Source organism: Acinetobacter sp. WC-743 (genome assembly GCF_000335555.1).
Taxonomy (GTDB): domain Bacteria; phylum Pseudomonadota; class Gammaproteobacteria; order Pseudomonadales; family Moraxellaceae; genus Acinetobacter; species Acinetobacter bereziniae.
Genome location: NZ_AMFQ01000118.1, coordinates 32,061 through 58,323, shown reverse-complemented (window position 1 = coordinate 58,323; position 26,263 = coordinate 32,061). Strand labels below are relative to the sequence as shown.

19 protein-coding genes and 1 pseudogene are annotated in these 26,263 nt (G+C 38.4%); 3 read left to right on the top strand and 17 right to left on the bottom strand.

Going from position 1 to position 26,263, the window contains the following annotated elements:
- Window positions 1-86: 86 nt before the first annotated feature.
- The 15 genes and pseudogenes from ACINWC743_RS18140 to kdpA all read right to left on the bottom strand — a co-directional run bounded on the left by ACINWC743_RS18140 (window position 87) and on the right by kdpA (window position 21,704).
- On the bottom strand, window positions 87-2,414 hold the full coding sequence (locus tag ACINWC743_RS18140) for a TonB-dependent receptor (protein ID WP_009586439.1): 2,328 nt from the start codon (window positions 2,412-2,414) through the stop codon (window positions 87-89).
- Window positions 2,415-2,673: 259 nt separating this feature from the next.
- Entirely contained in the window at window positions 2,674-4,164 is a 1,491-nt protein-coding gene (locus tag ACINWC743_RS18135; RefSeq protein WP_009586467.1) for a surface lipoprotein assembly modifier, read from the bottom strand.
- Window positions 4,165-4,227: 63 nt separating this feature from the next.
- Complete coding sequence (locus ACINWC743_RS18130) at window positions 4,228-4,986, bottom strand: Slam-dependent surface lipoprotein (RefSeq protein ID WP_009586465.1); 759 nt, start codon at window positions 4,984-4,986, stop codon at window positions 4,228-4,230.
- Window positions 4,987-5,188: 202 nt separating this feature from the next.
- Window positions 5,189-8,320, bottom strand: coding sequence for a TonB-dependent receptor (locus ACINWC743_RS18125; protein ID WP_035301417.1), 3,132 nt, complete (start codon window positions 8,318-8,320; stop codon window positions 5,189-5,191).
- A gap of 442 nt (window positions 8,321-8,762) precedes the next feature.
- Entirely contained in the window at window positions 8,763-9,776 is a 1,014-nt protein-coding gene (locus ACINWC743_RS18115) for a FecR family protein (RefSeq protein ID WP_009586490.1), read from the bottom strand.
- Window positions 9,777-10,345: pseudogene (locus ACINWC743_RS18110) on the bottom strand (sigma-70 family RNA polymerase sigma factor). It lies immediately after the preceding gene.
- A gap of 235 nt (window positions 10,346-10,580) precedes the next feature.
- Window positions 10,581-11,018 carry a Fur family transcriptional regulator gene (locus ACINWC743_RS18105; protein WP_004828689.1) on the bottom strand — a complete coding sequence of 146 codons (438 nt, stop codon included), beginning with the start codon at window positions 11,016-11,018 and terminating at the stop codon, window positions 10,581-10,583.
- A gap of 21 nt (window positions 11,019-11,039) precedes the next feature.
- Window positions 11,040-11,465 carry a YbaN family protein gene (locus ACINWC743_RS18100; RefSeq protein WP_009586455.1) on the bottom strand — a complete coding sequence of 142 codons (426 nt, stop codon included), beginning with the start codon at window positions 11,463-11,465 and terminating at the stop codon, window positions 11,040-11,042.
- Between the two features lie 30 nt (window positions 11,466-11,495).
- The gene (locus tag ACINWC743_RS18095) at window positions 11,496-12,092 is read right to left on the bottom strand and encodes a biliverdin-producing heme oxygenase (protein WP_009586442.1); all 597 of its coding nucleotides are present in this window, start codon (window positions 12,090-12,092) and stop codon (window positions 11,496-11,498) included.
- A gap of 41 nt (window positions 12,093-12,133) precedes the next feature.
- Window positions 12,134-12,991, bottom strand: coding sequence for a TonB family protein (locus tag ACINWC743_RS18090; protein WP_035301401.1), 858 nt, complete (start codon window positions 12,989-12,991; stop codon window positions 12,134-12,136).
- A gap of 366 nt (window positions 12,992-13,357) precedes the next feature.
- Window positions 13,358-14,068 carry a response regulator gene (locus tag ACINWC743_RS18085; RefSeq protein ID WP_004828685.1) on the bottom strand — a complete coding sequence of 237 codons (711 nt, stop codon included), beginning with the start codon at window positions 14,066-14,068 and terminating at the stop codon, window positions 13,358-13,360.
- Between the two features lie 27 nt (window positions 14,069-14,095).
- Window positions 14,096-16,753 carry a sensor histidine kinase gene (locus ACINWC743_RS18080; RefSeq protein WP_009586488.1) on the bottom strand — a complete coding sequence of 886 codons (2,658 nt, stop codon included), beginning with the start codon at window positions 16,751-16,753 and terminating at the stop codon, window positions 14,096-14,098.
- Window positions 16,754-17,315: 562 nt separating this feature from the next.
- Window positions 17,316-17,918: a potassium-transporting ATPase subunit KdpC gene (gene kdpC / locus ACINWC743_RS18075; RefSeq protein ID WP_009586469.1), complete on the bottom strand. Its 603-nt coding sequence runs from the start codon at window positions 17,916-17,918 to the stop codon at window positions 17,316-17,318.
- A 20-nt stretch (window positions 17,919-17,938) separates the two neighbouring features.
- Window positions 17,939-19,969: a potassium-transporting ATPase subunit KdpB gene (gene kdpB, locus ACINWC743_RS18070; RefSeq protein ID WP_009586499.1), complete on the bottom strand. Its 2,031-nt coding sequence runs from the start codon at window positions 19,967-19,969 to the stop codon at window positions 17,939-17,941.
- A 10-nt stretch (window positions 19,970-19,979) separates the two neighbouring features.
- Complete coding sequence (gene kdpA / locus ACINWC743_RS18065; protein WP_009586508.1) at window positions 19,980-21,704, bottom strand: potassium-transporting ATPase subunit KdpA; 1,725 nt, start codon at window positions 21,702-21,704, stop codon at window positions 19,980-19,982.
- 315 nt (window positions 21,705-22,019) lie between these two features.
- On the opposite strand from kdpA, the gene ACINWC743_RS18060 reads away from it, so the two are divergent.
- Complete coding sequence (locus ACINWC743_RS18060) at window positions 22,020-22,820, top strand: undecaprenyl-diphosphate phosphatase (protein WP_009586456.1); 801 nt, start codon at window positions 22,020-22,022, stop codon at window positions 22,818-22,820.
- 192 nt (window positions 22,821-23,012) lie between these two features.
- On the opposite strand, the gene hfq is transcribed toward ACINWC743_RS18060, so the two are convergent.
- Together hfq and ACINWC743_RS18050 are read right to left on the bottom strand one after the other, a co-directional pair.
- On the bottom strand, window positions 23,013-23,354 hold the full coding sequence (gene hfq, locus ACINWC743_RS18055) for an RNA chaperone Hfq (protein WP_004828675.1): 342 nt from the start codon (window positions 23,352-23,354) through the stop codon (window positions 23,013-23,015).
- A 152-nt stretch (window positions 23,355-23,506) separates the two neighbouring features.
- Window positions 23,507-23,773, bottom strand: a complete 267-nt coding sequence (locus ACINWC743_RS18050; RefSeq protein WP_035301399.1) for a hypothetical protein — start codon at window positions 23,771-23,773, stop codon at window positions 23,507-23,509.
- Window positions 23,774-23,927: 154 nt separating this feature from the next.
- Between ACINWC743_RS18050 and ACINWC743_RS18045 the strand changes: the two genes are divergently transcribed.
- Window positions 23,928-24,608 (top strand): heavy metal response regulator transcription factor, encoded by a 681-nt coding sequence (locus tag ACINWC743_RS18045; protein ID WP_004828666.1) that lies wholly within the window; start codon window positions 23,928-23,930, stop codon window positions 24,606-24,608.
- Window positions 24,601-25,977, top strand: coding sequence for a heavy metal sensor histidine kinase (locus ACINWC743_RS18040; RefSeq protein WP_009586502.1), 1,377 nt, complete (start codon window positions 24,601-24,603; stop codon window positions 25,975-25,977). Before ACINWC743_RS18045 ends, ACINWC743_RS18040 begins: the two co-directional genes overlap by 8 nt.
- Window positions 25,978-26,263: the final 286 nt, after the last annotated feature.

The window sequence follows — 26,263 nt, the reverse complement described above, 5'->3', positions numbered from 1 at the left end:
GCGCAGATGATCAGTTGATTTCTGTTGAAATGCTGCATGATTAAGATAGCAAAAACAATACTTCTCAATCCGGTTAATCAAGCCAATTAGATTTTTATATTCACACCGACTTGAAAGCCACGTCCAGGAAGCGGTGCAATATATTTTAACGGCGAGTTTTGTGGTCTTGCATCTTCATTCAATAAATTCGATCCATTTAAAAATACGTCCATACTGGTTTTTTGTAGTTTGAAGTGTTTTTGAATTTGAAAATCCATCATGTTATATGCTGGCAATGGCACTTCTTCAGACACGCTTTTTCCCAAATATTGAGGCTTATCATAATAGATACTGGATAATCGTGCAGACCAATCATTTTGTGCCCATTCAACACTCATGCCATAACGGTTGGTTGGCATATTGGGTAAATAGTTTCCGTCATTAAACAGACTAAACTGATTCGGATGAAGGTTTTTATTTTTAACAAAATCGGCAAATGCGGATAGCACAACTGAGCCATAGGCATTTAATTCAACTTTTTGTTTTAAATCAACTTCAAACCCTGTGATTTCAGCATCTGTCTGTGTCCAATATTTAAGCGGTAAACGGTTTTGAGTCTGCACACCTGAATGGGTTAAGTATAAGTAATTGTCATATTTCATTTTATAAACAGTGGCAGTTAAATTAAAATTTTGATAATTCAATAATCCTGTCAATTCTAGATTTTTCGACTTTTCTGCTTTGAGCTTTTGATTTCCTTCCTCTTGCATCATGGTAGAGTAGTGCGCATTACTCGCATAAAGCTCATTGATTTCAGGCGCTCGATCTGAAACCGAATAGCGTAATTTTAAGCCCAATAAATCATTATATTTGAAATAAGACCCAAAGCTATAACTGTCTAAATCAAATTCAGTATCCTTTAACTTAGTATTTGGTGAGTTTCTTGCTGTTTTAAAATCACTCGCTTGAATTTTGTGTTCTACTTTTTCATTACGGTAACCTGCATCTAATTCTAGCCAGTCAAAGTCTAATTTTTCCTTAATAAATACAGCTTGTGTTCGAGTATCAACATGAGGTAAATAGCGTAATTTCCCTTGCCCTTCAACTTTACGATCTATTTGATTTAGACCAACAAAACCACTCCAAAATTCGGTTGGTCGATGTTTAAGTAATAATTCTGCTTGTTGTGTATCAAATTGATAACGATTGGCCATCCCAGTACCCAGATACTCAGCAGAGGTATTGACTGTTTTACTGGCATTAAACTGAATTTGATTGAGCAACAATGGGCTAAAGTTAAGTTCACTCGCAAGTGAATATCTTCGTTGATCCGTTTTAACCCCTACTGGAACGCTTTCACTGGTCGATTGAAAGGATTTATTTTCAAGAGAAAATCCTGGAACACCGTATTCACTTTTCTTCGAATCAGCACTGAGTCCGATATATCCTCGATCAAGAAAATATGTTGTGCCTACAGCAAAATGCTGATTATCTAAGTAACTGTTTCCAAGCTTACCGCTATAGTTCGGGGTAACGTCCTTATTAATTTTATTTTCCGTAAACTGTTTGCTATTCGGAACATAATTTGGATTTACAGGATTGGTATAAGTTTTCCCACTCCATACAGATGTTGGCTTGTCTGTATAAAAAGAAAATGTACCATCTGCCCAATCTGGATTTTCTGTCATGAATTGGTCAATATATGGCTGTGATGCCGTGTTATACACCTGTTGAATTCGTGCGTCTTTTTGGCAAGCATCAGCTAAACCTGTATTCACTCCACCTGTTGCAGGAAATAGTGCGCTATTACAGACTTTTGCTTTACCGTTACCCGGAATTTTATATGCCGCAATCTCTTGCGTCGAAAATAAGAAATTGGTCGAAAAATTCTTTTGGTTATTTAAATTTAATTTAAAGCCCTTTGCATCAAAATCATTCCAGCCCTTTTTAGCGACAAGTTTCAGTTCAGTTTTTTTTTCAGGAAGCACTTGATCAATGATTCCTGTATCAATGTCCACACTCCCACCAATAGCATTCCCGCCATAACGCACCGTATCAGAGGATTTATTGACCGTAATTGATTGGCTAAACAATGGATCAAATGGAATATTAATATTGCCACTGATTGCATTCATTCCATAAAGCGATTGACCATTTTCTAAAATCTGTACTCGATTGCCGCCTAAACTACGGATGACTGGTGCACCAGCATTTGGACCAAAAGCACTACTTTGCACTCCTGAAACTTGCTTTAAGGCATCTCCTAAAGTTTTATTGTCCGCATTTTTATTTTTTACAACCACAAGATCTTGTTTAAAAATGTCTTTTTCTGCATCTACTCGAATGATGGGTAAAACATTGAGCTCTTTATTATCCACCGCATAGGCAGGAAAGATCGGTAAAGAAATTGCAATGGCTAAACTATGACGACGCACGATGATATATCCAGATTGTAATTTATTGTTATGTTATAACATTACATTTAACTATTCAACGACAATAATCTTAATGATTTATCCAACAAACAGCATTGTGATAAAAAAATTTGAATAAGCCTTTGATCTAACTTAATAATTTAAACAATTGATGCTATCTATGAACAAATTTCTTTGTTCTGAAATGCTGCATCATTGATCTGATACTTATATTGATGAATTAAAGATGATTTTTATGAGCTTAAGTTAAAATATCAGTTTAAAAACGATGTTCTAACTTTAAGCTGATATTATGTTTATCATAGGAATACAACCACTCTACATTACTGTTATTTTGATTATATTGATAAGTAAGATTCGGTGTTAAACCGTAAAAAGCCCAACGTGGCGCACTTAAAATCAAGGTATAGTTTTGTTCAAAATCATGTCGCCTAGCCTCCAATGCAGGCGTAAATTTATCAAATTGACGCCAACGAAAAGAACTAAATAAATTGGTGTTAAAGCCTGCGGTAAAATTTTTGGACAGCCCTAAACGTATGCCTTGTTGTTGATATGCTGTGAAATATTGCTCTTGGGTATTATGGTCAACGAAATCCAGTCCACCAAATAAGGTCCAGTTTTTTGGTAAAATTTTCCAAAAAGTTGAATAGACTGAATATTCCGTGCCATTCTGCCCCTTATACTGAGAATAGTTCATATCTTTCATTTCAGCTTCTAACTTGACGGCTTTATCGTTGGAAATAAAACGCATCCACTCGCCTCTTAACCCATAAGCACTGTAGAGTGGATCATGTGCATAGTATTTATGTTCAAATACAGGAGCAACCAAGACTTGATTACGTTCATTATAAAAACTATAACCCGCATTTAAATTAAAAGTTAATTCATTATAATCTGTCTGTTCTGGGTAAACTTGACCATAGAATAATCCACGTAAAGCAATACCATGCTGTCCAGAAAGTGACCAACGCTTGGTTAAAGTGGCTTCATAATCCAGACCTTGCGCACTGATCGCATCTGGTGTACCTCGCTTTAATTGTTCGACAGGCACGACTTCCTTCGTCTCTGGGTCAATACCGTAATAGGTCACAATGTCGTATTTATTTGAAGCGTTATTGATATTACTGGCATAACGTGAACCAAAAGCTAAGGAACCTTGCCATGCATCACGTTGTTTAAGTCCTTTAAGATACATCTCTACAGTTTGAAGAATACCTTGAGCAGCAGGATCGGTAGACATGCTCAATTGAGATTGAATCTGCTGAAATAACTGTAGTCCTTGCTGATTTTTCTGTTGTTCGGTGTAGACACGTGCCAGCTCAAGCTGTGTCATTAAATTATTGGATTGAATCTTTAGACTGTGTTGTAGTTTACTTTCAGCTAAGCTTAAATTTCCCTGTGTTCGTGCCATGACGCCTTCAGCGAATTCAGTCAAAGCCTGATCATAATTTGGAAAATTTTTATATTTTTCTAAATAACGTAAAGCGACTTGCCATTGTTTTTGCATCACTGCCAAATAAAGCGCATAAGCAACTTCTGCGGGTTCATCCTTCACCATATATTCCTGACCTTGTATGATCAGATTCGGTAATGCTTGGTCTTTTTTGGGATCATCTGATTTGAGTAGTTTCTTATCATTTTGATATTGCTGCTGACTAATTTCCTGATTTAACCTGATACTGGTATCATCTGCTGCATAGACAGTTTCTCCACACAGTAGCACAACGCCAAGCAATACTATTTTTTTCATTGATCACCCTATAAAATAAAAAAAAGAAAGACTTACCAAAGCAAGCCTTTCTTATTCAAATCATTATTTCTTACCGCCGAATGCAACATCATATGTATTGTTACCTACAAATGTTGCAATGCCTGCTAAGCTGCTTTGGCTATTATAAAACTGACCTGAAACATCACCACCAGAAGGTCCACCTGTCCAAGATGCATTTGAACCACTAATCGTAGCGTCATTATTAATTGTTGCAGTACCTAAATTAAAGGTACGTGAACTATCGCTCAATGAACCAGTTAACTGTTTGGTTGCAAAGTTTGCAGTAAACGTACCTGACAACAAATTAGAGCCATTATAATTATTGACACCTTGAACGCTATAATTTGCAGTACCTGTAGACGGTACGCTGGTATCCGCATCTTTACCATTGTAATAAACAGTATGTGTTGTTGGATCAACTGTACCTAGACGGTTTCCACTGGCATCTTTGGCTTCGGCATTCCACTCACCAAACCAAACGTCTTGCGTAGGCACTTGTTTATAGTTGGCATAACCGATAGCAGCATGTGTTGGCGGAAGACCTGGTAAATACGGGTTCAAACGCACTACCCCATTGCCATCTGCATAACCGTTAAAACCCGAGAATGCAACAACTGCGCCGTTATAAAAGTCTTTGATTCCGAAACCTACACCCGAGTTTGGATGAGTTGGTCCAAGTGAACCTGTAGCTGCGACCTCGATTTTACTAACATCACTCGACTCACCGACTATAGCTGCCTGAGCAGCACCGACTAAACCAATAGATAGTAAAACAGCCAGTGAGATAGATTGAAGTTTCATTTTAAATTCCTCGTTATGAGTTTAAAGTTTTACCATTAAGAATAAAAATAAAAAACTTAATGATTATCATTTAAAATAAAACATGTGCTGCACTGATTTTAATTTTTCAATTTAAGTGTAAAATCAAGGAGTACCTGTCTTATTTTCCACACATTTATCGCACAGCACGTGCAATAAATTCGGTTAATTACCTTTAAGTTCCTTAAAACTTATGGGTAATGCTTAGCTTAAATGTTCGACCAGGTGCTGCGATTGCCGAACGGGTTAAAGGATCAATATAGAATTCGTCAGTAAGATTAGTTCCCACCAGTTCAAATAAAGTGTCCTGCTTCAGTCGATAATTGATATAAGCATCTAAAATGGTCATTGAGTTCCAAGCCAAAGGGGTATTGGCGTAATAACTCATCTCTATCCCGTTATAGTTTTTCGTTTCAGGATTTTCATATTTTTGGTAATAACTCGCTCGTGTACCCAATTCCAATTTCTGATCAAAGAAACGTCCTCCAAGCGTCAAATTTACTGAATATTTGGGAATTGCCATACTGACCAAATATCCCCCTACAAATCCATCATCGACACAGCGATTTACTGAGAACTGCTTATTTGCCCCCAAAATCATTGCTGAATTTTCATCACATACTTTATTCTTAAAACGGTAATTGGCACTCAAATCCGTAAAGAAATGTCCATTGTCAAAACGACTTTGTAGTTCCAGTCCTTCTGTAGTGAGACTATCGACATTACTAAATGCCAAAGTTGGACTACGCTCAATCGCATTCTTGGTTTTGTTATAGTAATAAGCCAATTTAATATCGGCATAACTGCTGTTTTTAAAAAACTCTGAAAGATTATGAACATAGGCGAGTTCATAGTTCGATGCATGTTCAGGTTCTAACTTATAACCACTTAAAGTTCCAGAAAAACCAAGCGTACTTTCAAACATACTTGGCATTCTATATGCTTCGCTATAGCGCAAATACATTCGACTATTCGAGTTAAAGTTAACCGTTGCTGAAGCCGTCGGTGTCCAACCACCATCTTTGCTTTTTTGCACACCTGTTTTGGTTAAGTCAATATCTTCATAAGCACTAGGAGTGCCGCTCGCATAATATCCATAATCCCGCCCCTCCACTAAAGTCCCATTTAAAAAGGGATTATTGGCAATGGTTAATTGTCCACGACTATCCTTTTGATAGTTAATCGTATTACGTTGAGTATATATATATCTTTTTAATTCTTTTTGCTTATATTCTTCCGTCCAGCCCTGAGCCAAAGCGGATGCATCTAATGTATTTCTTATTTGTTGTTCTCGTTCTGGGGTCATATTTGCTTTTTTGGTAAAATAAATCATGCTTAATGCAGTGGCTTTTTTAATCAGGTTAAACTGGGGATCACCTGCATTGACCCGTTCATTAAGAAAATCATCAAAGGCCCAATAGTTTTGATATCTTGCACCTGCATTTAGCGTCAGCCATGATACAGGCTGATAGTCAAAGTTAAAATTAAACTCTTTTTCTTCTCGACGTCCTGCTCTCGGTACCATTCGATAACCTGAATTCGTTCCGTTAATATTTGGGTCTTTATAAATATCATCTGAACTGAGCTTTTCTTTTTGAAAACTTCCACCAACAGTCAAGCCAAGACTAGACAGTAATTTAAACTTATTGCTCAAGGTTATTCCTTGGCGAGTATTGTCTGAGTTTGCGACGGCACTGTTCACAAAGATGCCCAAGTTCTCATTGGTATCATTGGGAAATCCACCAGAACTATAGGTATTGCTTTTGGTATCAGTTCGCCAAATATTGCTGTAAAAATCAACCAAATTATTGTTTTGAGGCTGATATTTGTATTCCATATTATAGGCTTTGGAGTCAATATGACTTAAAGGCCACTGTGGTACGCCTGTTTTGTTTTTTACCAATGCCTCCCAAGCAATTCTCGAGGGCAGTATTTCTCCGTTGGTGATTGAACTGTCCCGATAACCGAACTCTAAACGCTGTTCATCAGTCGGCTTCCATGTTGCTTTCAACAAATAAGATTCTGTTTCCAGAGATGTATTCGGAACTTCTGTACCTCCCGGATAAACTTTGGCAAGATAAGGAACATAGTTATAACGTTCCTGCGATGGTTTATTATAATATTCACTGCCATTTTTTCCGGCAAAATGATTGCCCTTATTCCGATAAGCATAAGCAGCCAATACTTCAAAGTTATCAGTACGCCCCGCCAAAGCGATACGAGTCGCAACATCATCACCTGAGTATATATTGTTCTCTTTATTCTGGCGTGCCATCTTAAATAAAGACGGATCATAATAAGGTTCGAATATTGGCTTACCTTGCCAGTTCGTTGCTACTGGCGGATAGTTGGGATTATCATAAATACTTTGACCTGTGAGTAATTGCGGTTCTCTAGGTTTCACTGCATTACTGCTGGTTTCTACTTTTATTTCTCCACCAAAATTTTTACCTTCTTTTAAAACATCATCTACAGCCAAAGTATGAATAACGACAGCACCGCCGACACCTGTGTTTACATTGCGGGTGATGGAAGGTCCTTTGATGACTTGTAGCCCACCGATTAAATTCGGATCGATATAACTACGGTTATTTGCACCGTTATAACCGCGCCATACTGTTAGTGCTTGCTCTGTCCCATCAATAAGCACTGGCACTCGTCCCGGTCCTTGAACGCCACGTATGCTTGGATCTAAAGCACCACTATTTCGAGCATCCCCACTGTATACTCCGACCATTCCCTTAAATAAGTCTGCTGGCTGAGCGCCTTTATATCGTTCTATTTGCTCTTTGCTGGCGTAGACGCTAGAAATATCTTGGTCATAAACATCATTCTGCCCTTTTGTATCTCGACTAACTGTGCCAAAAACAGTCATTGGGCTAAGTTGTACCGCATTTTCATATTCGGTGGCTGTTGATTGAGTGGTTGCTGCTGCGGTTTTAAGTTCAGCTTGAGTCACTTGCTTGAGCATATAGCCACTGCCCACTTTTGCTGCAACAAATTCAGTGGGTGCTAAAATACGCTGGAAACCACTTTCCACATCATATTGCCCAGTCAAACCAGAACTGGATTTTCCTTTTAATAAATTGGCATCTATGGCAATCGTGGTACCTGCTTGTTCAGCAAAAGTGTTTAAAACACTGGCAAGTGAACCTGCTGGGATATGATAAGAACGTGATTCCAAAGTTTGCGCAGAGACGCTTTGCGCCAGGCCCATTGCACCAATCCCCACACAAGCAACATGAATAGCAAATGCCAATGATGAAACTCGAAAAGAAGATTTTGTTTGCTTTTTATCCCAAGCAGCTTTGCTCATTTTACGCCCCAGTAAATGTAAATAAGAATCATTCAACATACATAATTAAATGAATCCTAATCTTTGCTTCTACTTAATATGACGCACGAGAAATAAAAAAGTGGAACCTAGAATTAAAATTTTTTTTTAAATGAAACTTGAACGGGTCTTAGACTTATGACGAAACGGAGCTTTGGGAAGCTTTCCAAATCTGATTGATCTTGATCAGGCAAGAAACTTTTGTCTTTAACCTGAGTTCGATCAAATTCTTGATAAAATATGAAACTTGAAAAAGTCAGCCACAATTTCCTGAGACAGGGCTTTATTGATAAAATGTAATCGTCTGTTCTCATTCATCAGTGCGTTTCAGATCACTCATTGTTGAGTGTTGAGAGCAATGTGGTTGATTGAGATGTAAACCGACTGATAGATGTAAACCGACTGATAGATATAACTACTTATTTTATTGAGTCGTTACCACAGTCAGATACGGCGTGATTTGATAAATCTTGAGCTGTGGAAACACACTATTCAACAATTTCAAAGCATTTTCAGTTTGATCTAAAGGCAAGACTGCATTGACTTGGATTTTTTCCAGTTGATCCGTTTTAAATATAATTTTCGTTCGGCTATTTTGATCTAATTCCGTCAAAACTTTCGATAAAGGCATATTTTCAACAATCAACTGACCTTGCATCCATTTTTGTTGTTCGTTATGGATGTTCAAATCATGAATGGGTTGTATAGCATATCCATTAAATGTGACTTCCTGCCCTGCGGATACAATCACGGAAGATGGCTTGGATGGTTCTTTAACGAAGTGAGAAGTTTGTACTTTCACTTTAGAATGCAACATCTTGAGTTCTGTAAGTTCTGGCTGATAACGAACACTAAATGCAGTGCCTAAAGCTTCGATTTGACCATGTTGTGTTTGAACAATAAATGGACGTGCTTGGTCTTTAGCGACATCTACAAATATTTCGCCTTGGACCAATTCAACGACACGTTGATTAGCAGAAAAATGTACATTAACCGCACTTTGACCACGAAATTTCAGCGTTGACCCATCGTTTAAGCTTTGAGTCTTCCATTCTCCTGCCGAAGACTTGAGGTCAGCCGTGAGGTAAGCGATTGGATGATAGGCAAGATAAGTATAAATCCCCCCCAAACTGCATAATGCGATGGCAAAGAGGCTACCATAATGTAAATTCTTTTGTTTATTTGCACTTTGCAAACCTGCTTTCAGAACGGATTGCGTCATTTGTTGCTGTTGCGGGGTCTGTACCAGTTTTTGAATGGAATACAGATAATGTTCAATATCTTGTGCAATTTTTTGTCGTTGCGGACTCATACTTTTCCAAGCATCAAAATCCATTTTAGCCGCTTTTTTTGTTGAATCATCATCAGCACTGAGCAATACAATCCACTCTGCGGCTTCTTCAATTAATTTTTGTTTGCTTTTCTGATCATCTATCATTTATACAAACAGATCCTTCTCTTGCTTTAACACATAACATTGCACCAAGCATGTTGCGAGATATTTTTGAATCATTTTCGTTGAAACACCAATCTGCTCGGCAATCTCTTTATGAGTCAAACCTTCAAAATAATGTAAAACAAACGCACGTTGGGCTTTTTCAGAAACAGATGCCAATGCTTGACAAATCTGATCAATCGCTTGAATAATCTGTAGTTGGTCTTCCGGTGAAGGAATCGCATCTAAAAGATATTCCATTTGACCTAATTCATCCCAATACGCTTGCTCAATGCGTTTGCGGCGGACTTGATCAATCATTAAATTACGTGCGATCGTGACTAAATAAGCACGCGGCTCTTTTATCCCAAACAACTCATCACGCGTCTGTAAAATCTTGATAAAAGTATCTTGAACCAAATCAGCCGCATGTTCACTGCTACCCATCTTTTTTCTCAGCCATTGATGTAACCAAGACTGATGATCACGATACAATTGATCTACAAATGCAGGATTTTTGTTCACAATAGAATCAACTCGTTTAAGCTCACACAAATGATAATAATTATCATTTAAATGTCAAGCAGCTCTTCTCTAAAATCACTGAATTTTAAATTACATTTTTGTCGACCAATCGTATATTGTTGCGATATATGGATTAAAAATAACAATTATTTTTCTATAAAACCTTATTAAAAACATCTATGACAGCGCATCATTTTTGTATCCAAATTTATATACCTGTCCTTATGAATATTTTCAAATAAATATAGATTTTATTGTCATCAATATAAGTGAAACATCATTTTAACCATCACAATAGAAACACTCCGACTTTTCCAAAGTGAGATGATAAGTGCTAGCACCATGTGCCAGCATCAACGCTTGAAGATGACCTTCCAAATCTTGATCATGAATCAACTGTAATTGACCACATTTTTTACAGCATATTCGGATATTGGTCTGGCAATTTTTAAATGAATAGAGTGCCTGTTCATTTCCAAGTTTAAATTTCACCAACACACCAGCTTCTTCCAACTGCCTCAAGGTCTGATATACGCCTGCAAAAGACAGCTTTTTAACCTGAGGTGATGGATTGTATAAAATTTCTGCGGCAGTGAGTTCACGCCGTGCATTTTTTAAAATATTCAGTACTGTTAATCTTGTTGTAGTCACTTTTAAATTTGCTTGTAGAAGTAAATGTTTTAATTCTTCAATATTTTTATAGGGGTTAAAGATTTCCATCCAAAGATAATCCTCATTGATTCATGCCTTAAGCCACATCCATAATTGTACGCAAATCATCATCATAATAATTGCACCGACTGCCCACGGATGAGGCACTGTCAAAATTAAAATTCCAGCTGCTACACTCATACTCAACAAAGAAAATAACTTCACTTTTGTAGGTAATGTGCGCTGGGTCTGCCACTGCTGTAAAATTGGTGCAATCAGTCGATTGTTTACAATCCAGTGATGCATTCGTTTTGAGCCTTTGGCTGCAAAAATTGCTGCAAGAAAATAAAAATCAAACGTAGGCAAACCTGGTACAACTAAACCAATGGTACCCAAAATCAAACATAAACCTGCGAGTGCAATACACACGCAACGTACCAACCATGACTTCGCCAGTTTCGGTTCTGGCAATGTCATACTGGTATTAATATCTGTTTCAGTTCCTGTTTGCTTCATTGTTTGATTCCCTTTTCAACGATTCATCATTTATTTCAGTGTTTTCAATTGTGCTAAAAGCTCACCAAAACGCTGAAAGCCTTGCATCGCTCCTTCAATAATTAGTTGTTGATCTTCTGAACTAAAATTTGCCTCATCCAGCGTTTGCTTGAAACGTTTCCATACTAAGCCTCGACCTTCTGGATATGCTGCCAAATTACGTGCACCAAACTCTGCATTAAAGCCAAATTTAGCTTGCGCTTCTTTGAGTAAAAATGCTGCACCTAATGTCGAACCTTCAGAGACATAAATCCAGCCTAATGATTGTGGAAAGCTCACGGTATGCGTCGCAATATCGCTTTGTTGTGGCTGCACACCTAAATCAGCCAAATCCTGCAATGCTGCATCAGAACGACCACGCACATCTAAATCAGGAATCAACTGTTGCACCTTTGAATCTTCATATAAATGCTCAACATCTTTCTGAAAGTAATACTGTGAAAGTGTGAATTGGGCATAATTTTCTTGGCTGGCAAAAGCACCCGATTGTTGCATCAAAACTTCCATGCGATCATGTTCTTCAGCAGTCGTTTGCTTTAAACGTTGCATTAAACTTTCTGTCATTGCTTTTTCTGTCGCTGCGTTCATAAAAATTCCTCAATAAACGTTGTATACACCTGTTAGTCCAATCAGCGGTTGCGACCAAGCTTAAGCTGAATGGGAAAATCCACCACGATAGCAACTGCTTCACCGTTTAAGATGTGTGGTTTAAATTTGGTTTTTTGTGCAGCCTGAACACCTCGTGCATCTAAACTGCTTAATCCTGTACTTTGTTTCACTTTGACATCAATCGCTTGTCCTTGAGGATTAATCTTGATAGTCAAAACCAGTAAACGCTGTTGATTCTGTAACTCACGGTCATCGTAATTCAGCTTGCCAAAGCTCAATACATCAACCTTACTGACCATAATCGGTTGTTGCGGTTTTGGTGCAGATTCAGCACTTTGCTCCTTTTTATTTTCTCGACCTTCTTCGCCACCAGATTTTTGAGTCTGCTCATTTGATTGCCCAGAAGATGACTGTTGTTTCGAAGTATTTAAATCAGTCTTGGTTTGCGTTTGCATGGATTGTTGTTGATTCGACGCTGTGCTGTTATTTGAAGATTGATCTGTTGTTTTTGTCAGTGTGGCTTTTTGAGTATTTTGTTTTGGTTGATCCATGATCACTTTCTTGGATTCGCTACTCTGAATTACTTTGCTTTGTTTTTGCTTGGATATCGGTGTCTTAGCATTCTGTTGCTGTGTTACTGCTTGCATTTGTGATTGTGTCGAATCGGTTGCCGTATCTGTACGGCTCTCTTGAACCGTTTCTGTCTTATTCATACGGACAAAGCGAATTTTGATCGCATTTTCTGGTGAACGCGTTTCAACGAATTGATCAGTTTGTAAAAAAGTCATCGACCAAATCAATAAGACATGCCCCAGCATGACCCCACACAACGTCATATACGTTTGTCGATCATATCTACTGGTTAATACTACAGACATCAATTGAACTTAATGATGAAGTGATGAAATATTGGAAACAGCATCCTGAAATAAATTGCTCAGGATATCTTGGCTATTTGATCTGTAATGTTGAATTACCATACTCATTCCTCTTTAGCTAAATCAAAGCAGACCCATAAAAAATCTGCCTTATATCTATATAGACGAATGAGAATGGAAAAAAGCCTAATGAGAAATGTAATGAAATGTAAACTATTCTTATTTTAGTTCTGTTTTCTCTTAAATTTTATCCACCCTACTGAATCAACTTTCAATATCTATCAAGACCTTGCAAGTTTTATATAACCAAACAACCAACCGAACCAAGATATTGATTTTATTAAAATTATTTAAAAAGTATCGTGCTTATTGTCCTAAAAACCTCAGTCCTACACCTGGCTCGGTGACAATATATGTGGGTTGAACAGCGTTATCATTCAGTTTGCCTCGTAGTTTTGCCACTAAAATTCTTAAATAGTGTGTGTCTTCTTGATGAGTAGGTCCCCACAAATCATTTAAAATTTGCGGTTGAGTAATCAATTGCCCTTTATGCTGGGCCAATAGGGTCAACAATTGATATTCCTTACGGGTCAACGAAATCAATTGTTGGTTTAAAAATACTTGTCGATGTGCAAAGTCAATTTTTAGCACCCCATCATCAAAACAAGCAGACTCCACAGCCACATTTTGATATTGGCGAAGCAGCACCCGTATTCGCGCCATCAGCTCCTGTACGCTAAAAGGTTTTGTCACATAATCATTGGCTCCAGCATCCAATAACTTCACTTTTTCTTCTTCACTTGAACGTACAGACAATACAATGACAGGCACATGTGACCAGACTCTTAACTCTGCCAATACTTCTGCACCATCTAGATCAGGTAAACCAAGATCAAGAATCACCAAATCTGCACCATGCAAAGCTAAAATTTCCAAGCCCTTTTGACCATTTTCAGCCAATAGTGTCTTATAGCCTTGAGCACGAAGTGCAATATCTAAAAATTTACGAATCTGTGTTTCATCATCAATAATCAATACATTGGTCATCGAGCTTGTTGATACATTTTGCTCTGGCATGATATTTCCTTAAATCAAAAAGCAAGATTATCCAATTTGCTGGATCGGGAGTTGCATACGAATACATGTCCCTTGATTATTCTTCGCAGATGAAGCCATAATTTTACCCATATGTGCGCCAATAATCGCTTTGACAATTGTTAATCCAAGCCCTGTACCATATTGTCCTCGATCACCACGCTCCATGGTGTAGAACATATCAAAAATTCGCTCACGCTCATCTTCAGGAATACCCTGTCCTTGGTCACTGATTGCAATTTCAATTTCATTTTCACTACATTGTACAACGTCGATACATACTGCTTTATGTTCTGGCGAAAACTTAGCAGCATTTTCAAGTACATTGAAAATAGCCTGTTCAATCAGTGCGGCATGAACATATAAACTTAAACTCTGCTCAGGTAAATGTACTTCAACGAGACTGTGTGGCATATAGCGTTTTAAACGACGCACTGCTGAACCAATTAACTCATCTACACCAATCCAATCCCGTTTAAGACTAAGACCTTCATGTCCTAAACGCGTCATATCGAGTAAATTTTGGATATAACGGTCTAAACGTTCACCTTCTAAACGGATGGCTTCCAATAAACTGTCCTGATCTTGTTCATCCATAGAATGACGGTAATTGGTCAAAGTATCTGCTGCACCAATCATAGACGCTAATGGCGAGCGTAAATCATGTGACACCGATGAAAGCAAAGCTGAGCGCAGTTTTTCAGTTTCCGAATTAATATTGGCAATTTCCAATGCTTTGCTCAGTTGAGTTCGAGAAATTGCTTGAGCAATATATTCAATCATCGTTTCGGTTAATTGCTTTTGCTCAGTATTTAAAACAGATAAATGCTTGGGAAACTTGATTCCAACGACGCCTAAACACTGTTTAGATGCCAACAAAGGCAAAAACCACCAGTCATTTTCAGTTAGAGTTTGAGTAAATCGTCCTGAAGGTTGATGATTTTTAAAGGTCCAATCTGCTGAAATTTTCTCTTTATCACTAATGGTCAATAAAGGACTTACTTCAGCAGACAAACCTGGAAAATAAAACCAGATTTCAGCATTTAAATTTTTACTTAGGCTATTTTCTGCAATCTCTTGAACTTGCTTCAAATCAACGGCGACAGAAAGCTTTTGTCCCAAATCCTGCATAATACTGTTATAACTATTTGCCGCTTTTAACGCGACAACTTGTTCTTTTAAACGTGAAGCCAAACGGCTGGAAATTAAAGCAGCACCCAGAAAAGCGACCACAGTAATCACGCCTTGATGTGCTGAAATCTGAAAAGTAAACTTAGGTGTAATAAAGAAAAAATTATACGCCAAGAAAAATAGAATCGCTGAAAAAACCGCCGCCAACATGCGTGTTTTCGATGCAACAAAAACCACCGCGGTAATAAAAATCACTGACAGCTCTTCAATACCTAAATATTTTTCACCTAGACTCGCAATGAAAATACTCATCACCGTCGTCGATAAAACGTAAAATATTTCTCTTAGATTTAAAAACCGACTTTGTTCAAGAATCGTAGAATATGGTTTATTTTCTGCAACAATCGGCACCATACTGAGTTCAAAACTCGGTTGATATTTTAATAATTGATCTACAAAATTCTGCTTAAATTTTAAATGGAACTGAAAGCTCTTTGCCTTAGGTTGGGTGAGTACCAATGTCGAAATACCCCGATCAATCACATAATCAAACAGCGTTTTTGCATGTTGTTTACCATAGAGAATTTCTGTCATTCCGCCCAATTGACGGGTCAAATTTAAGGCGCTTTCGATCTCACGACGCTGAGAATTTTCAGATTTATGATGAATTTGAGAATCTTCTGAAAATGCCACCACAGTCCAATGTGCTTGACGATTTTCAGCTATACGACAACCTGCCCGAACTAAAGCCTCTGCATGTCCTCCACCATCTAACATAATCAGAATATGGTTTTTCAATGGAATGGGAACAAGTCCCTGTATCGAAAAATTTTCTCGAACATCGCTATCGACATGGCTGGCAACGGTTTGCATCGCCAATTCACGTAAAGCTGTCAGATTGGAATGATTGAAAAAGCGCTGTAATGCTTGTTGTGCTTGTTCAGGGACATAAACTTTACCTTGATTTAAACGCTCAAGTAACTCACTTACAGGTAAATCAATTAAACGAATATCTCGAATACGCTCAAATACACGATCTGGGACTGTTTCAGCCACCCGAATTCCTGTAATTTGAAATACCACATCATTTAAGCTTTCCAAATGCTGAATATTCATGGTGGTAAAAACATCAATGCCTGCATCCAACAATTCATTGATGTCTTGCCAACGCTTTTCATGGCGGCTATTTGGCATATTGCTATGGGCAAACTCATCCACTAAAGCAATACTGGGTTTGGTTGCAAGAACAGCATCCAGATCCATTTCTTCAAGCTGATGCCCTTGATACTCAATGACTTTGCGTGGAATAATTTTCAAGCCTGCAAGCAAGTTTTCTGTTTCGACTCGACCATGCGTTTCAACATAACCGATCACAATATTGTTGCCCTGTAAGGCTAATTCATGTGCACGCACCAACATGGCAAAGGTTTTGCCAACACCCGGAGCAGCCCCCAAAAAGATGGTGAGTCGTCCAGATTGATAGCGTTGGGTATGTTGTAACAAGACATCTGCTTTATTATTTCGATCATCTACCATAGCGCTAGTGTCTTCCAAATATTGGCAGTGATGCCATCCTTTTTAAATGTGATTAAATCAGTTTGCTTTACTTATCATGCTATTGGTATCTATTTTATGCTGTCTTTTCAAGTTTAGAATACAAGAAAACATTGAAGCAGAATGCGATAAAAATCAAATGCTCAATTAAATTTTTATCACATCCTGTACAGCCTCTAAAAATAACCGATCCAATATGGTCTGTTGACATTTCATAAATGGTTTGCGTTGTAGGTTAAAATTGAGCAGGCATGAGGAGTATACTCCGCAAGGAAATGAAGAAAATAGCGAGACTATTTTCAACTTTCATAACATAGGCTGAGATAATTTTAGCCACAACCCTGAGCAAGAACAAAGCACTGCTTTGTTTGCAGCGCAAGGCGTAGTAGGGACTAGCGTGTTTTTTGTCGCTTCGTAGTTACGAACTACTCATTTAGAACGACTAAATTTCGTATTTCGCGCCTAGAATCGTCTAAAAAACACACTTAGTCGCAAACCTAGACGAATTGCCAACAGACCCTAATAAACTTGGCAATCTACTGGATTATTTTCCAAGCTGATCCAGCGCTAAATTTAATTCTAGAACATTGACTCGTGGCTGCCCTAAAATTCCAAAAGTAGCTTGAGTGGTATATTCCTCAACAAATTGCACGACATTTTCTTCAGTTAAATGACGTGCTTTGGCAACTCGCTTAACCTGAATCATTGCAGACTGAACACTAATTTCAGGATCAATACCACTTCCCGAAGCAGTCACTAAATCCGCAGGAATTTTGGATTTTTCAACATGCTCTTGCTGAGCAATTTTATCCAAGCGTTCCGCAACAATATGATGTAATTCAGGATTGGTTCTTGCCATATTACTCCCTGCCATGTTCATGGGATCATAGTGTGCAGCCGATGGTCGAGCTTGGAAATATTGCGCTTGTTGAAAAGGCTGTGCGACTAGACGAGAGCCCAATACATGATTTTTTTCAATCAACAGACTTCCGTTGGCTTGTTCAGGGAAAATCAGTTGCCCAAGCCCAGTAGCCGCAGAACTATAGACAAAACCGCATAGCCCCAAAGCGACGAGTGTCAAACCAAATGAAGCACGAATTAAACTGGATAATGATAAGTCAACATTTTGATGCGTTTCAGTATTCATTTGCATATTCCTCTCTCAGTTTACAGTGCAAGCAATGGACTGATCATCAAATCAATCAATTTAATTGCAATAAAGGGCAGAAGCACACCACCAACACCATAAATCAGCATATTACGGCGTAACAATTGGGTAGAAGTTGCAGGTTTAAACTTTACCCCTCGTAGAGCAATTGGAATCAATAACGGTATAATGATGGCATTAAAAATGAGTGCTGAAAGTATGGCACTTTCAGAACTACCCAAATGCATGACATTCAAACTATTCATTTGAGGAATGGCTGCCACAAATAATGCAGGTAAAATAGCAAAGTATTTGGACACATCATTCGCCAATGAAAATGTGGTCAAAGCACCTCGGGTAATCAGTTGCTGTTTACCGATCTCAACGACAGACAAAAGCTTGGTTGGGTCTGAATCCAAATCCACCATATTTCCGGCTTCTTTGGCAGCCTGTGTTCCCGAATTCATTGCCAGACCAATATCCGCTTGCGCCAATGCTGGCGCATCGTTGGTACCATCCCCGACCATAGCAACCAAATGCCCTTTATTTTGCTCAGCACGAATACAGCTTAACTTATCTTCAGGTTTGGCTTCTGCAATATAGTCATCTACTCCAGCTTCTGCTGCGATTGCAGCTGCAGTCAGTGGGTTATCTCCTGTGACCATCACAGTTTTGATTCCCATTTCACGCAAACGTGCAAACTTTTCCTTGATGCCTTGCTTAATCACATCAGAAAGTTCAATGACCCCAAGAATATTTTTGTCTTTTGCAACGACCAATGGCGTTGCACCTTTGGATGCCACCTGCTCTACACGAGTTTTTAACTCACTATGATTTTCTAGATGCTGTGATGCAAATTGAAGAATTGCATCCAATGCTCCCTTACGAATTTGATGTCCATCACTTAAATCTATGCCTGAGATGCGTGTTGATGCACTAAAGGCAATAAACGCAGCATGCTCAGGTTCGCTCATACGTTCCCCCAACTCTTTTGCCAAGGCAACCACTGACTTTCCTTCGGGCGTAGGATCTGCAAGCGATGTTAATATGGCAGCTTGACGAAGTTCTGATTCAGTTACTCCGACTAAAGGATAAAAAGCTGTTGCTTGACGGTCGCCATAAGTAATCGTTCCTGTTTTATCCAACAGCAACACATCCACATCACCTGCAACTTCAACGGCTTTACCTGATTTCGCAATCACATTGGCTTTTAATGCTCGGTTCATCCCAGCAATCCCAATTGCTGGCAATAATCCGCCAATCGTGGTGGGAATTAAGCAAACCAGTAATGCTACTAATACAATCGGATTGATTTCGATTTTTAAGAAATGTCCAATAAACGGTAAGCTGAGCACCACCACGATAAAAGTTACAGTCATGACGGTCAGTAAAATACCCAATGCAATTTCATTCGGTGTTTTTTGTCGATTAGAACCTTCAACCAATGCAATCATACGATCAAGGAAACTATGCCCAGATTCGGCTGTAACTTGTACAATGATCTGATCAGTTAAAACTTTAGTTCCGCCGATCACGCCAGACTTGTCTGTTCCTGCTTCACGTAACACAGGTGCAGACTCCCCAGTTACCGCAGCTTCATTGATGGTGGCAAAGCCCTCAATAATTTCTCCATCCGCTGGAATCAATTCACCTGCACGAACTTCAATCAAATCATTCATTTTTAATTGGGTTGCTGCAATCTGCTCACCCTCTGTATCTGTTTTAGATTTGAGTCGTCGTGCGGTCAAATTTTGGCGAGCTTGTCGTAACGAAGAGGCTTGACCTCTCCCCTTCGCTTCCGCAATCGCTTCGGCATAGTTGGCAAAAAGTACGGTGATAAATAAAATCAAGGTGACTGATAGACCAAATAACACATTTGCTTTGCCCATCACCGTACTGATCAAAGTAATGATCGTACCCAGCCATACGATTGCCATAACAGGATTTTTTATAGCATGTTGTGGGAGTAATTTAACCCATACATTCTTCCAAGCTTCAGCTTGAAAAAGCGTAGAAGATTTATTTGTATTCAATTGTTTTGAAGGATTCATTTGATTCACCCTAACCTTGTACCAATAACAGATGATCAGCAATCGGTCCTAAGACTAGGACTGGCATAAATTGTAATAAGGTCAACATCACCACAATGGCAATCAGCGTAAAAGCAAATGTTGGGGTCTCAACTTTTAAACTGCCTTTGCTTTCAGGCGCTTGACGTTTAGCAGCCAAACGTGCAGCAATAATGAGCGGTATGATTAAAGTCGGAAAGCGACCAAGTAATAAAGCAATAACACATGTGACATTCCACCACACCGTATTGTCTGCCAAGCCTTCAAAACCTGAACCATTATTGGCAAAAGCAGAAACATATTCGTACAGGACTTGGGAAACCGCGTGATATTGTGGATTACTGTTACCCGTCAATTCAGGGAAAAATAAAGCAATTGAAGTTAAAGTGAGAATCACAATGGGTTGAATCAAAATCACCACTGCCAATAATTTAATTTCGCCTGCTTCAATCTTACGTCCGAATAATTCAGGAGTACGTCCTGTCATTAAACCTGCGATAAAGACAGCCAAAAACAGATAAATAATGAATTGCTGTAAACCACAACCAATCCCACCCCAGATGGCATTTATCAGCATGTTGGCGAGCGCCACTAGACCTGTTAAAGGGGATGCCGAGTCATGCATCATATCCACTGATCCATTGTTGACTTGTGTGGTCACTGCTGCCCAAAGTGCGGAAGATGCTTCACCAAAACGTAGTTCCTTTCCTTCCATTGCATAGAGTTGTGATGCCGTAGAAGAAAGGCTTTCAGACCAAATCGCAATGGTCGCAGAAAGCACGGACATGAACAGCATTGAACCAAAGACAAAGCCTGCAAATTTTGCGCGTTTGGTGAAAAAACCCAACATGAAAATAACAGAGACTGGAATCAGTAAAATGGCAATCATTTCTAAAAAGTTAGACAGTGGTGTTGGATTCTCTAATGGCACACTACTGTTTGGTCCATACCATCCTCCCCCATTACTACCGAGTTGCTTAATGGCAACCATCGGTGCAACAGGACCTAAAGGAATTTTTTGTGTTTTTAATTCAGTGGATTGATCTACTACTTGAACGTCTGGACCACCTTGAAAGGTTGCTGGAACGCCTTGGCTATTCAATAACAATGACCACGCCATACACAACGGAATCAAAAAACGAAATGTAGGGCGAATCACATCTGCCCAATAGTTCCCGACATTTATTTTTTGAACTTTACTATTAAATGGTATTGAATGATCTGCTGTGGAAAAATCATTTGTTGGTAAAGAGAATAAAGCACGGACTGTTGCAACAACCATCGCCAACCCCATCATTGGAGTGATGATTTGCAAACCAACGATCCCCACCATCTGAGACAAATATGACAATTGGCTTTGACCAGAGTAATGCTGTTGGTTGGTATTGGTTAGGAATGAAACCATCGTATGCAGTGCCAAATCCCATGACATATTAGGTGCATGATTTGGGTTTAGTGGCAGACTGGCTTGGAACATAAACAACAACCAAGTGATCAATCCAATCACCAAACAACTGATCACAAAACTCAGTGAATAGGTTTTAACATTCATCCCCTGTTTAGGGTCTGTCCCCAATAGCGCATAAATCGGCTTTTCAATCCAATTGAACAGTGGGTCAATTTTCATCTTGCCATTCTGCATAATCCATGCAAGATACTTTCCTAAGGGATAAGCCAGTGCAGTCACAATGACCAAGAGCAAAATAAACTCTAACATGACCTTGCTCCTTGGTTTGAAAGACTGAACTGAGACATGCCAATCCTATTAATTTGGGCATATTTTTTAAGTTTTTGTCGTAAGCATATTTTTGGATGCTGTACTTGTTGATGCGCTATATATTTAGCACTCATCTTTTCCATCCTAAACACTGGGATATTCCATTTCCCAGTATCGGAAAATAGCCCGTAAACTCTCTATTCTCGGTCAGATCAACTGCGTAAAAATTTCGTAAAATTTTGTCTTTTTTCATTTATAAGTAGCGTTAAATACATTAAAAAGGTTCAATTTTTTAAATTCTTGCTTATTTCATTTATGGAAAATTTTGAACTATTCAAAGCTTTGTTTTTGGGGCTTATTGAGGGTCTGACCGAGTTTTTACCGATTTCCAGTACTGGTCACTTAATTCTATTTGGGCATTTGATCGACTTCCACTCAGATTCAGGTCGAGTATTTGAAGTGGTGATCCAACTCGGGGCAATCTTGGCTGTATGCTGGTTATACCGTCAAAAAATCATCGAATTAGTACGTGGCTTTTTCTCAGGTGATGTACATGCCAGACATTTTACAATTAATGTCTTGGTTGCCTTTATACCCGCTGTGGTGATTGGCGTACTTGCTGTTGACTTTATTAAACAGGTGTTGTTTAGCCCCCTAGTTGTTGCTTTTGCTTTAATTATTGGCGGTTTGATTATTTTTGCCGTTGAAGCCAGAAAGTTTGAGCCAAAAACCATAGAAGCCACTGACATCACCTTGAAACAAGCTATTTTGGTGGGTTTTGCACAATGCGTTGCCATGATCCCTGGAACATCGCGTTCTGGTGCAACCATCATCGGCGGAATGTTATCAGGCTTATCGCGAAAAGCGGCCACTGAATTTTCATTTTTCTTGGCAATGCCGACCATGTTAGGTGCTGCAACCTATGATTTAATTCGTAATGCTGATGTTTTGACGTCTGATAATCTGATGAATATTTCAGTGGGCTTTGTTGCAGCATTTATTGCCGCTATTTTGGTGGTTAAAGCTTTGGTAAAATTTGTTGAAAAACATACCTTAAGAGTCTTTGCATGGTATCGTGTCGTATTGGGTATTATTTTATTGATTGTATTTTTATAAAAAATTTAAATCGTTTGAGCAGGCTATGATCGGGTTGTTATGATTTTGCCCTACATTGTATCGACCCACATTCACTGTGGGTCTTTTTTTAAATTTAAATTCCCTAAATAGTTTAGAAATATCTTGAACACTTTAAATCATTGAACATGGTCAACATGAAAATTCTATAAGGCATAAGGCCATTCGCGCTCATTATTCCTGACTATGAGCATTCATTTCATTTTGTGAAAACGCTTCATATTGAGTTTCATCCTCCAAATCATCTGGACGACCAAAACCATATCGAGCACCAAATTGAGACAAATAAACGCCAATATTAGGACGTGGATTACGTGTTGGAAATACAGTAGAAATCGAGTGTTTATATATAATCTGAATTTGACCCATGGTATTTTTTAGCAAAACAACATAAGGATCAAAGGACTCAATATGCCCTTGTAGTTTAATTCCATTGACTAAGAAAATATAAACAGGGATATGCTCTTTTCGAAGTGCATTCAAAAAGGGATCTTGTAAACTTTGATTTTTTGACATTTTTTTAACTCCAAAATTAAAAATAGGGATCAGACTCGACTAAGTTGTTAAAACTATTCATCCATGAAGCCACACATTATGTTGTTTAAAACTAGACCATAGTGTGTAAGCTCCTACTCATGTCTCAGTGTTGCATCCCGATTTTCATTGGATTATTTAGAAGTTTTATTTGACATCTTTGAATGATCCATTTTCGACATATCAGTCGAGTTTCCATGCTGATGTTGTGAATGATCATTTTTTTGAGTTTTACTTTCCTTGGTTGGTTTACAAGGCTCTTTACACTTCTCCTGTTTTTTTACTGTAGTTTTACCGTCAGTTGTTTTATGTTCATCACCATGTGCCCAAGTTTGTGTAGTGCCGATTAATGCCCCTATACACATGAATACCATTACACTTTTACTGAATATTTTTTGCATTTTGTCACCCAAGTTGGCTTTGATTCGCTCTACAATAAGACAGTGACTCAAACTTCAAGATGACATGAAAATGACATTTATGTCATTCATAGGCATATTTGCTTTTATAACGTTATGATGACACCGAATGAGATAGGCACTTGAGGAAATTACAATGAGAATTTTATTGGTCGAAGATGAACAAAAAACTGGTGATTATCTCAAACAAGGTTTATCTGAAGCTGGTTATATGACTGATTGGGTCACAGATGGACGCATGGGCAGACATCAAGCGCTTTACGAAGAATATGACCTGATTATCTTAGATGTCATGCTACCAGAGCTAGATGGTTGGCATATCATTCATGATGTCCGTAAGAGCGGAAAAACCATGCCTATTTTGTTTTTAACCGCACGTGATCAAATTGAAGATCGAGTTAAAGGACTAGATCTAGGTGCAGATGACTATTTGGTTAAACCTTTTGCCTTTGCAGAATTATTAGCACGTATTAAAAGTCTGCTTCGTCGTGGACAACAAAGAGAAGACAGTAACTTAATTCGGATTGCAGATCTTGAGCTAGATTTAAGAAAACGTCGTGTTACCCGCGCAGGACAACGTATTGATCTCACTGCAAAAGAATTTGCACTGATGGAATTATTCATGCGCAGACGCGGAGAAATTCTTCCTCGAGCACTCATCGCATCGCAAGTTTGGGACATGAACTTTGACAGTGACACCAATGTGGTTGAAGTTGCAATTAAACGTTTGAGAAATAAAGTCGATCAAGATTTTATGCCGAAACTGATTCAAAATGTTCGCGGAATGGGCTATGTGCTTGAGGTAGAAGATGAGTAATCGGCTGTTTAATGCTTTAAGTTTTAGAATTGCCATTATTTTTTCTTTTTCTACCATTACTATTCTAATGACAATGGGATTAGTCATCCATAAAGGCGTCACACGGCACTTTGAGAAAGAAGACCAAAAGTTACTTGATGGAAAAATCCAACTCATTCATAGCCTATTAGCGCAAAACCCCACCGACTCGTTTGAGCTGTCCATCTCATTAAATGATGCACTCATTGGGCATGATAATCTGATTGTTCAAGTTGAACGACCAACAGGTAAGATTATTTTTAGTTCAACCAATGCCATTATTGCCACACAGAAAAACACCAAATCTCAGCACTATCCGTGGATTGAATGGAAAGTACAAGATAAAACCTATCGTGGATTTATTTATAAAAAAAATATTAAAAGCAATAATATTGTTCAATCTACCCAAATTCTAGTGGGTATCGACACCTCCGAGCATTTAATCTTTTTAAACGAGTTTAGGCGCCAACTGTTTTATATCGGTTTAATTGGTACACTGTGTTTGATGTTTTTGGGTTGGTACGCCGCATGGCGTGGCTTACGTCCTGTGCAAAGAATGGCGAAAGTCGCAGAAAGTATTTCAGCACAACATCTTTCTGTTCGTTTAGAACTTAAAAATACTCCTTTGGAATTAAAACCTTTGACCATTGCATTTAATGAAATGCTCGATCGTTTGGAATTTGCGCTGGAAAAGCTCTCAGACTTTTCATCAGATTTAGCCCATGAAATCCGTACTCCGATCAATAACTTAATGACACAAACACAAGTTTGTCTTTCTCGTAGCCGTGATATAGATGCCTATAAAGAAGTTTTATTTTCCAATTTAGAAGAGTTTGAACATCTGGCAAGAATCGTCTCGGATATGTTGTTTTTAGCAAAAGCAGAAAATGGTTTAACTTTAGCCAAAGTTGAACAGATTGATTTAGCTACAGAAATCGAAGCATTATTTGAGTTTTATGATGCACTCGCTGCGGAAAAAAATATCCGTTTTGAACAATCAGGTTCAGGTAAAGTCAATGCTGATCCAACCATGTTACGCCGTGCTTTAAGCAATTTATTTTCCAATGCGATTAAATATGGAAAAGCAAATTCAGTCATTCGTGTTAAATTTCAACAACATACAGAAAATACTTTATTTTCGATAGAAAATGAAGGTCCTGCCCTCTCTCCAGAACAATTATCACGTGTATTTGACCGCTTTTATCGGACTGATGCATCTCGTCAAAGAGTTGAAGATGGCACAGGGCTTGGCTTGGCAATCACCAAGTCAATATTGGATATGCACAACGCACTGATTTATGCAGAATCTAGAGATGGGCTGGTGATTTTTTCGATTATTTTTAAGAATTAATACTTTGACTATGCATTTCAATCACAATTGCGAATCAATAGGTCAAGATCGTCAATCCATTTGATTCTTCATAGAAGTGATTCGATTTCAATTATTCATATTCAATAAACTTTATGCTTTTATAAAAATGATTAGACACTTTTAGAGATTTATTTTTGAATCATAGATGGTCTTTCTAACCTAAGGCGACATGGATGTCGCCCTGTTGGGCGAGGGTGTAAGTTCCCCTCGCTCAATAGGGTAAAAAACCAAGTACGGTTTTTTACAGCACACGTTTTAACAACCT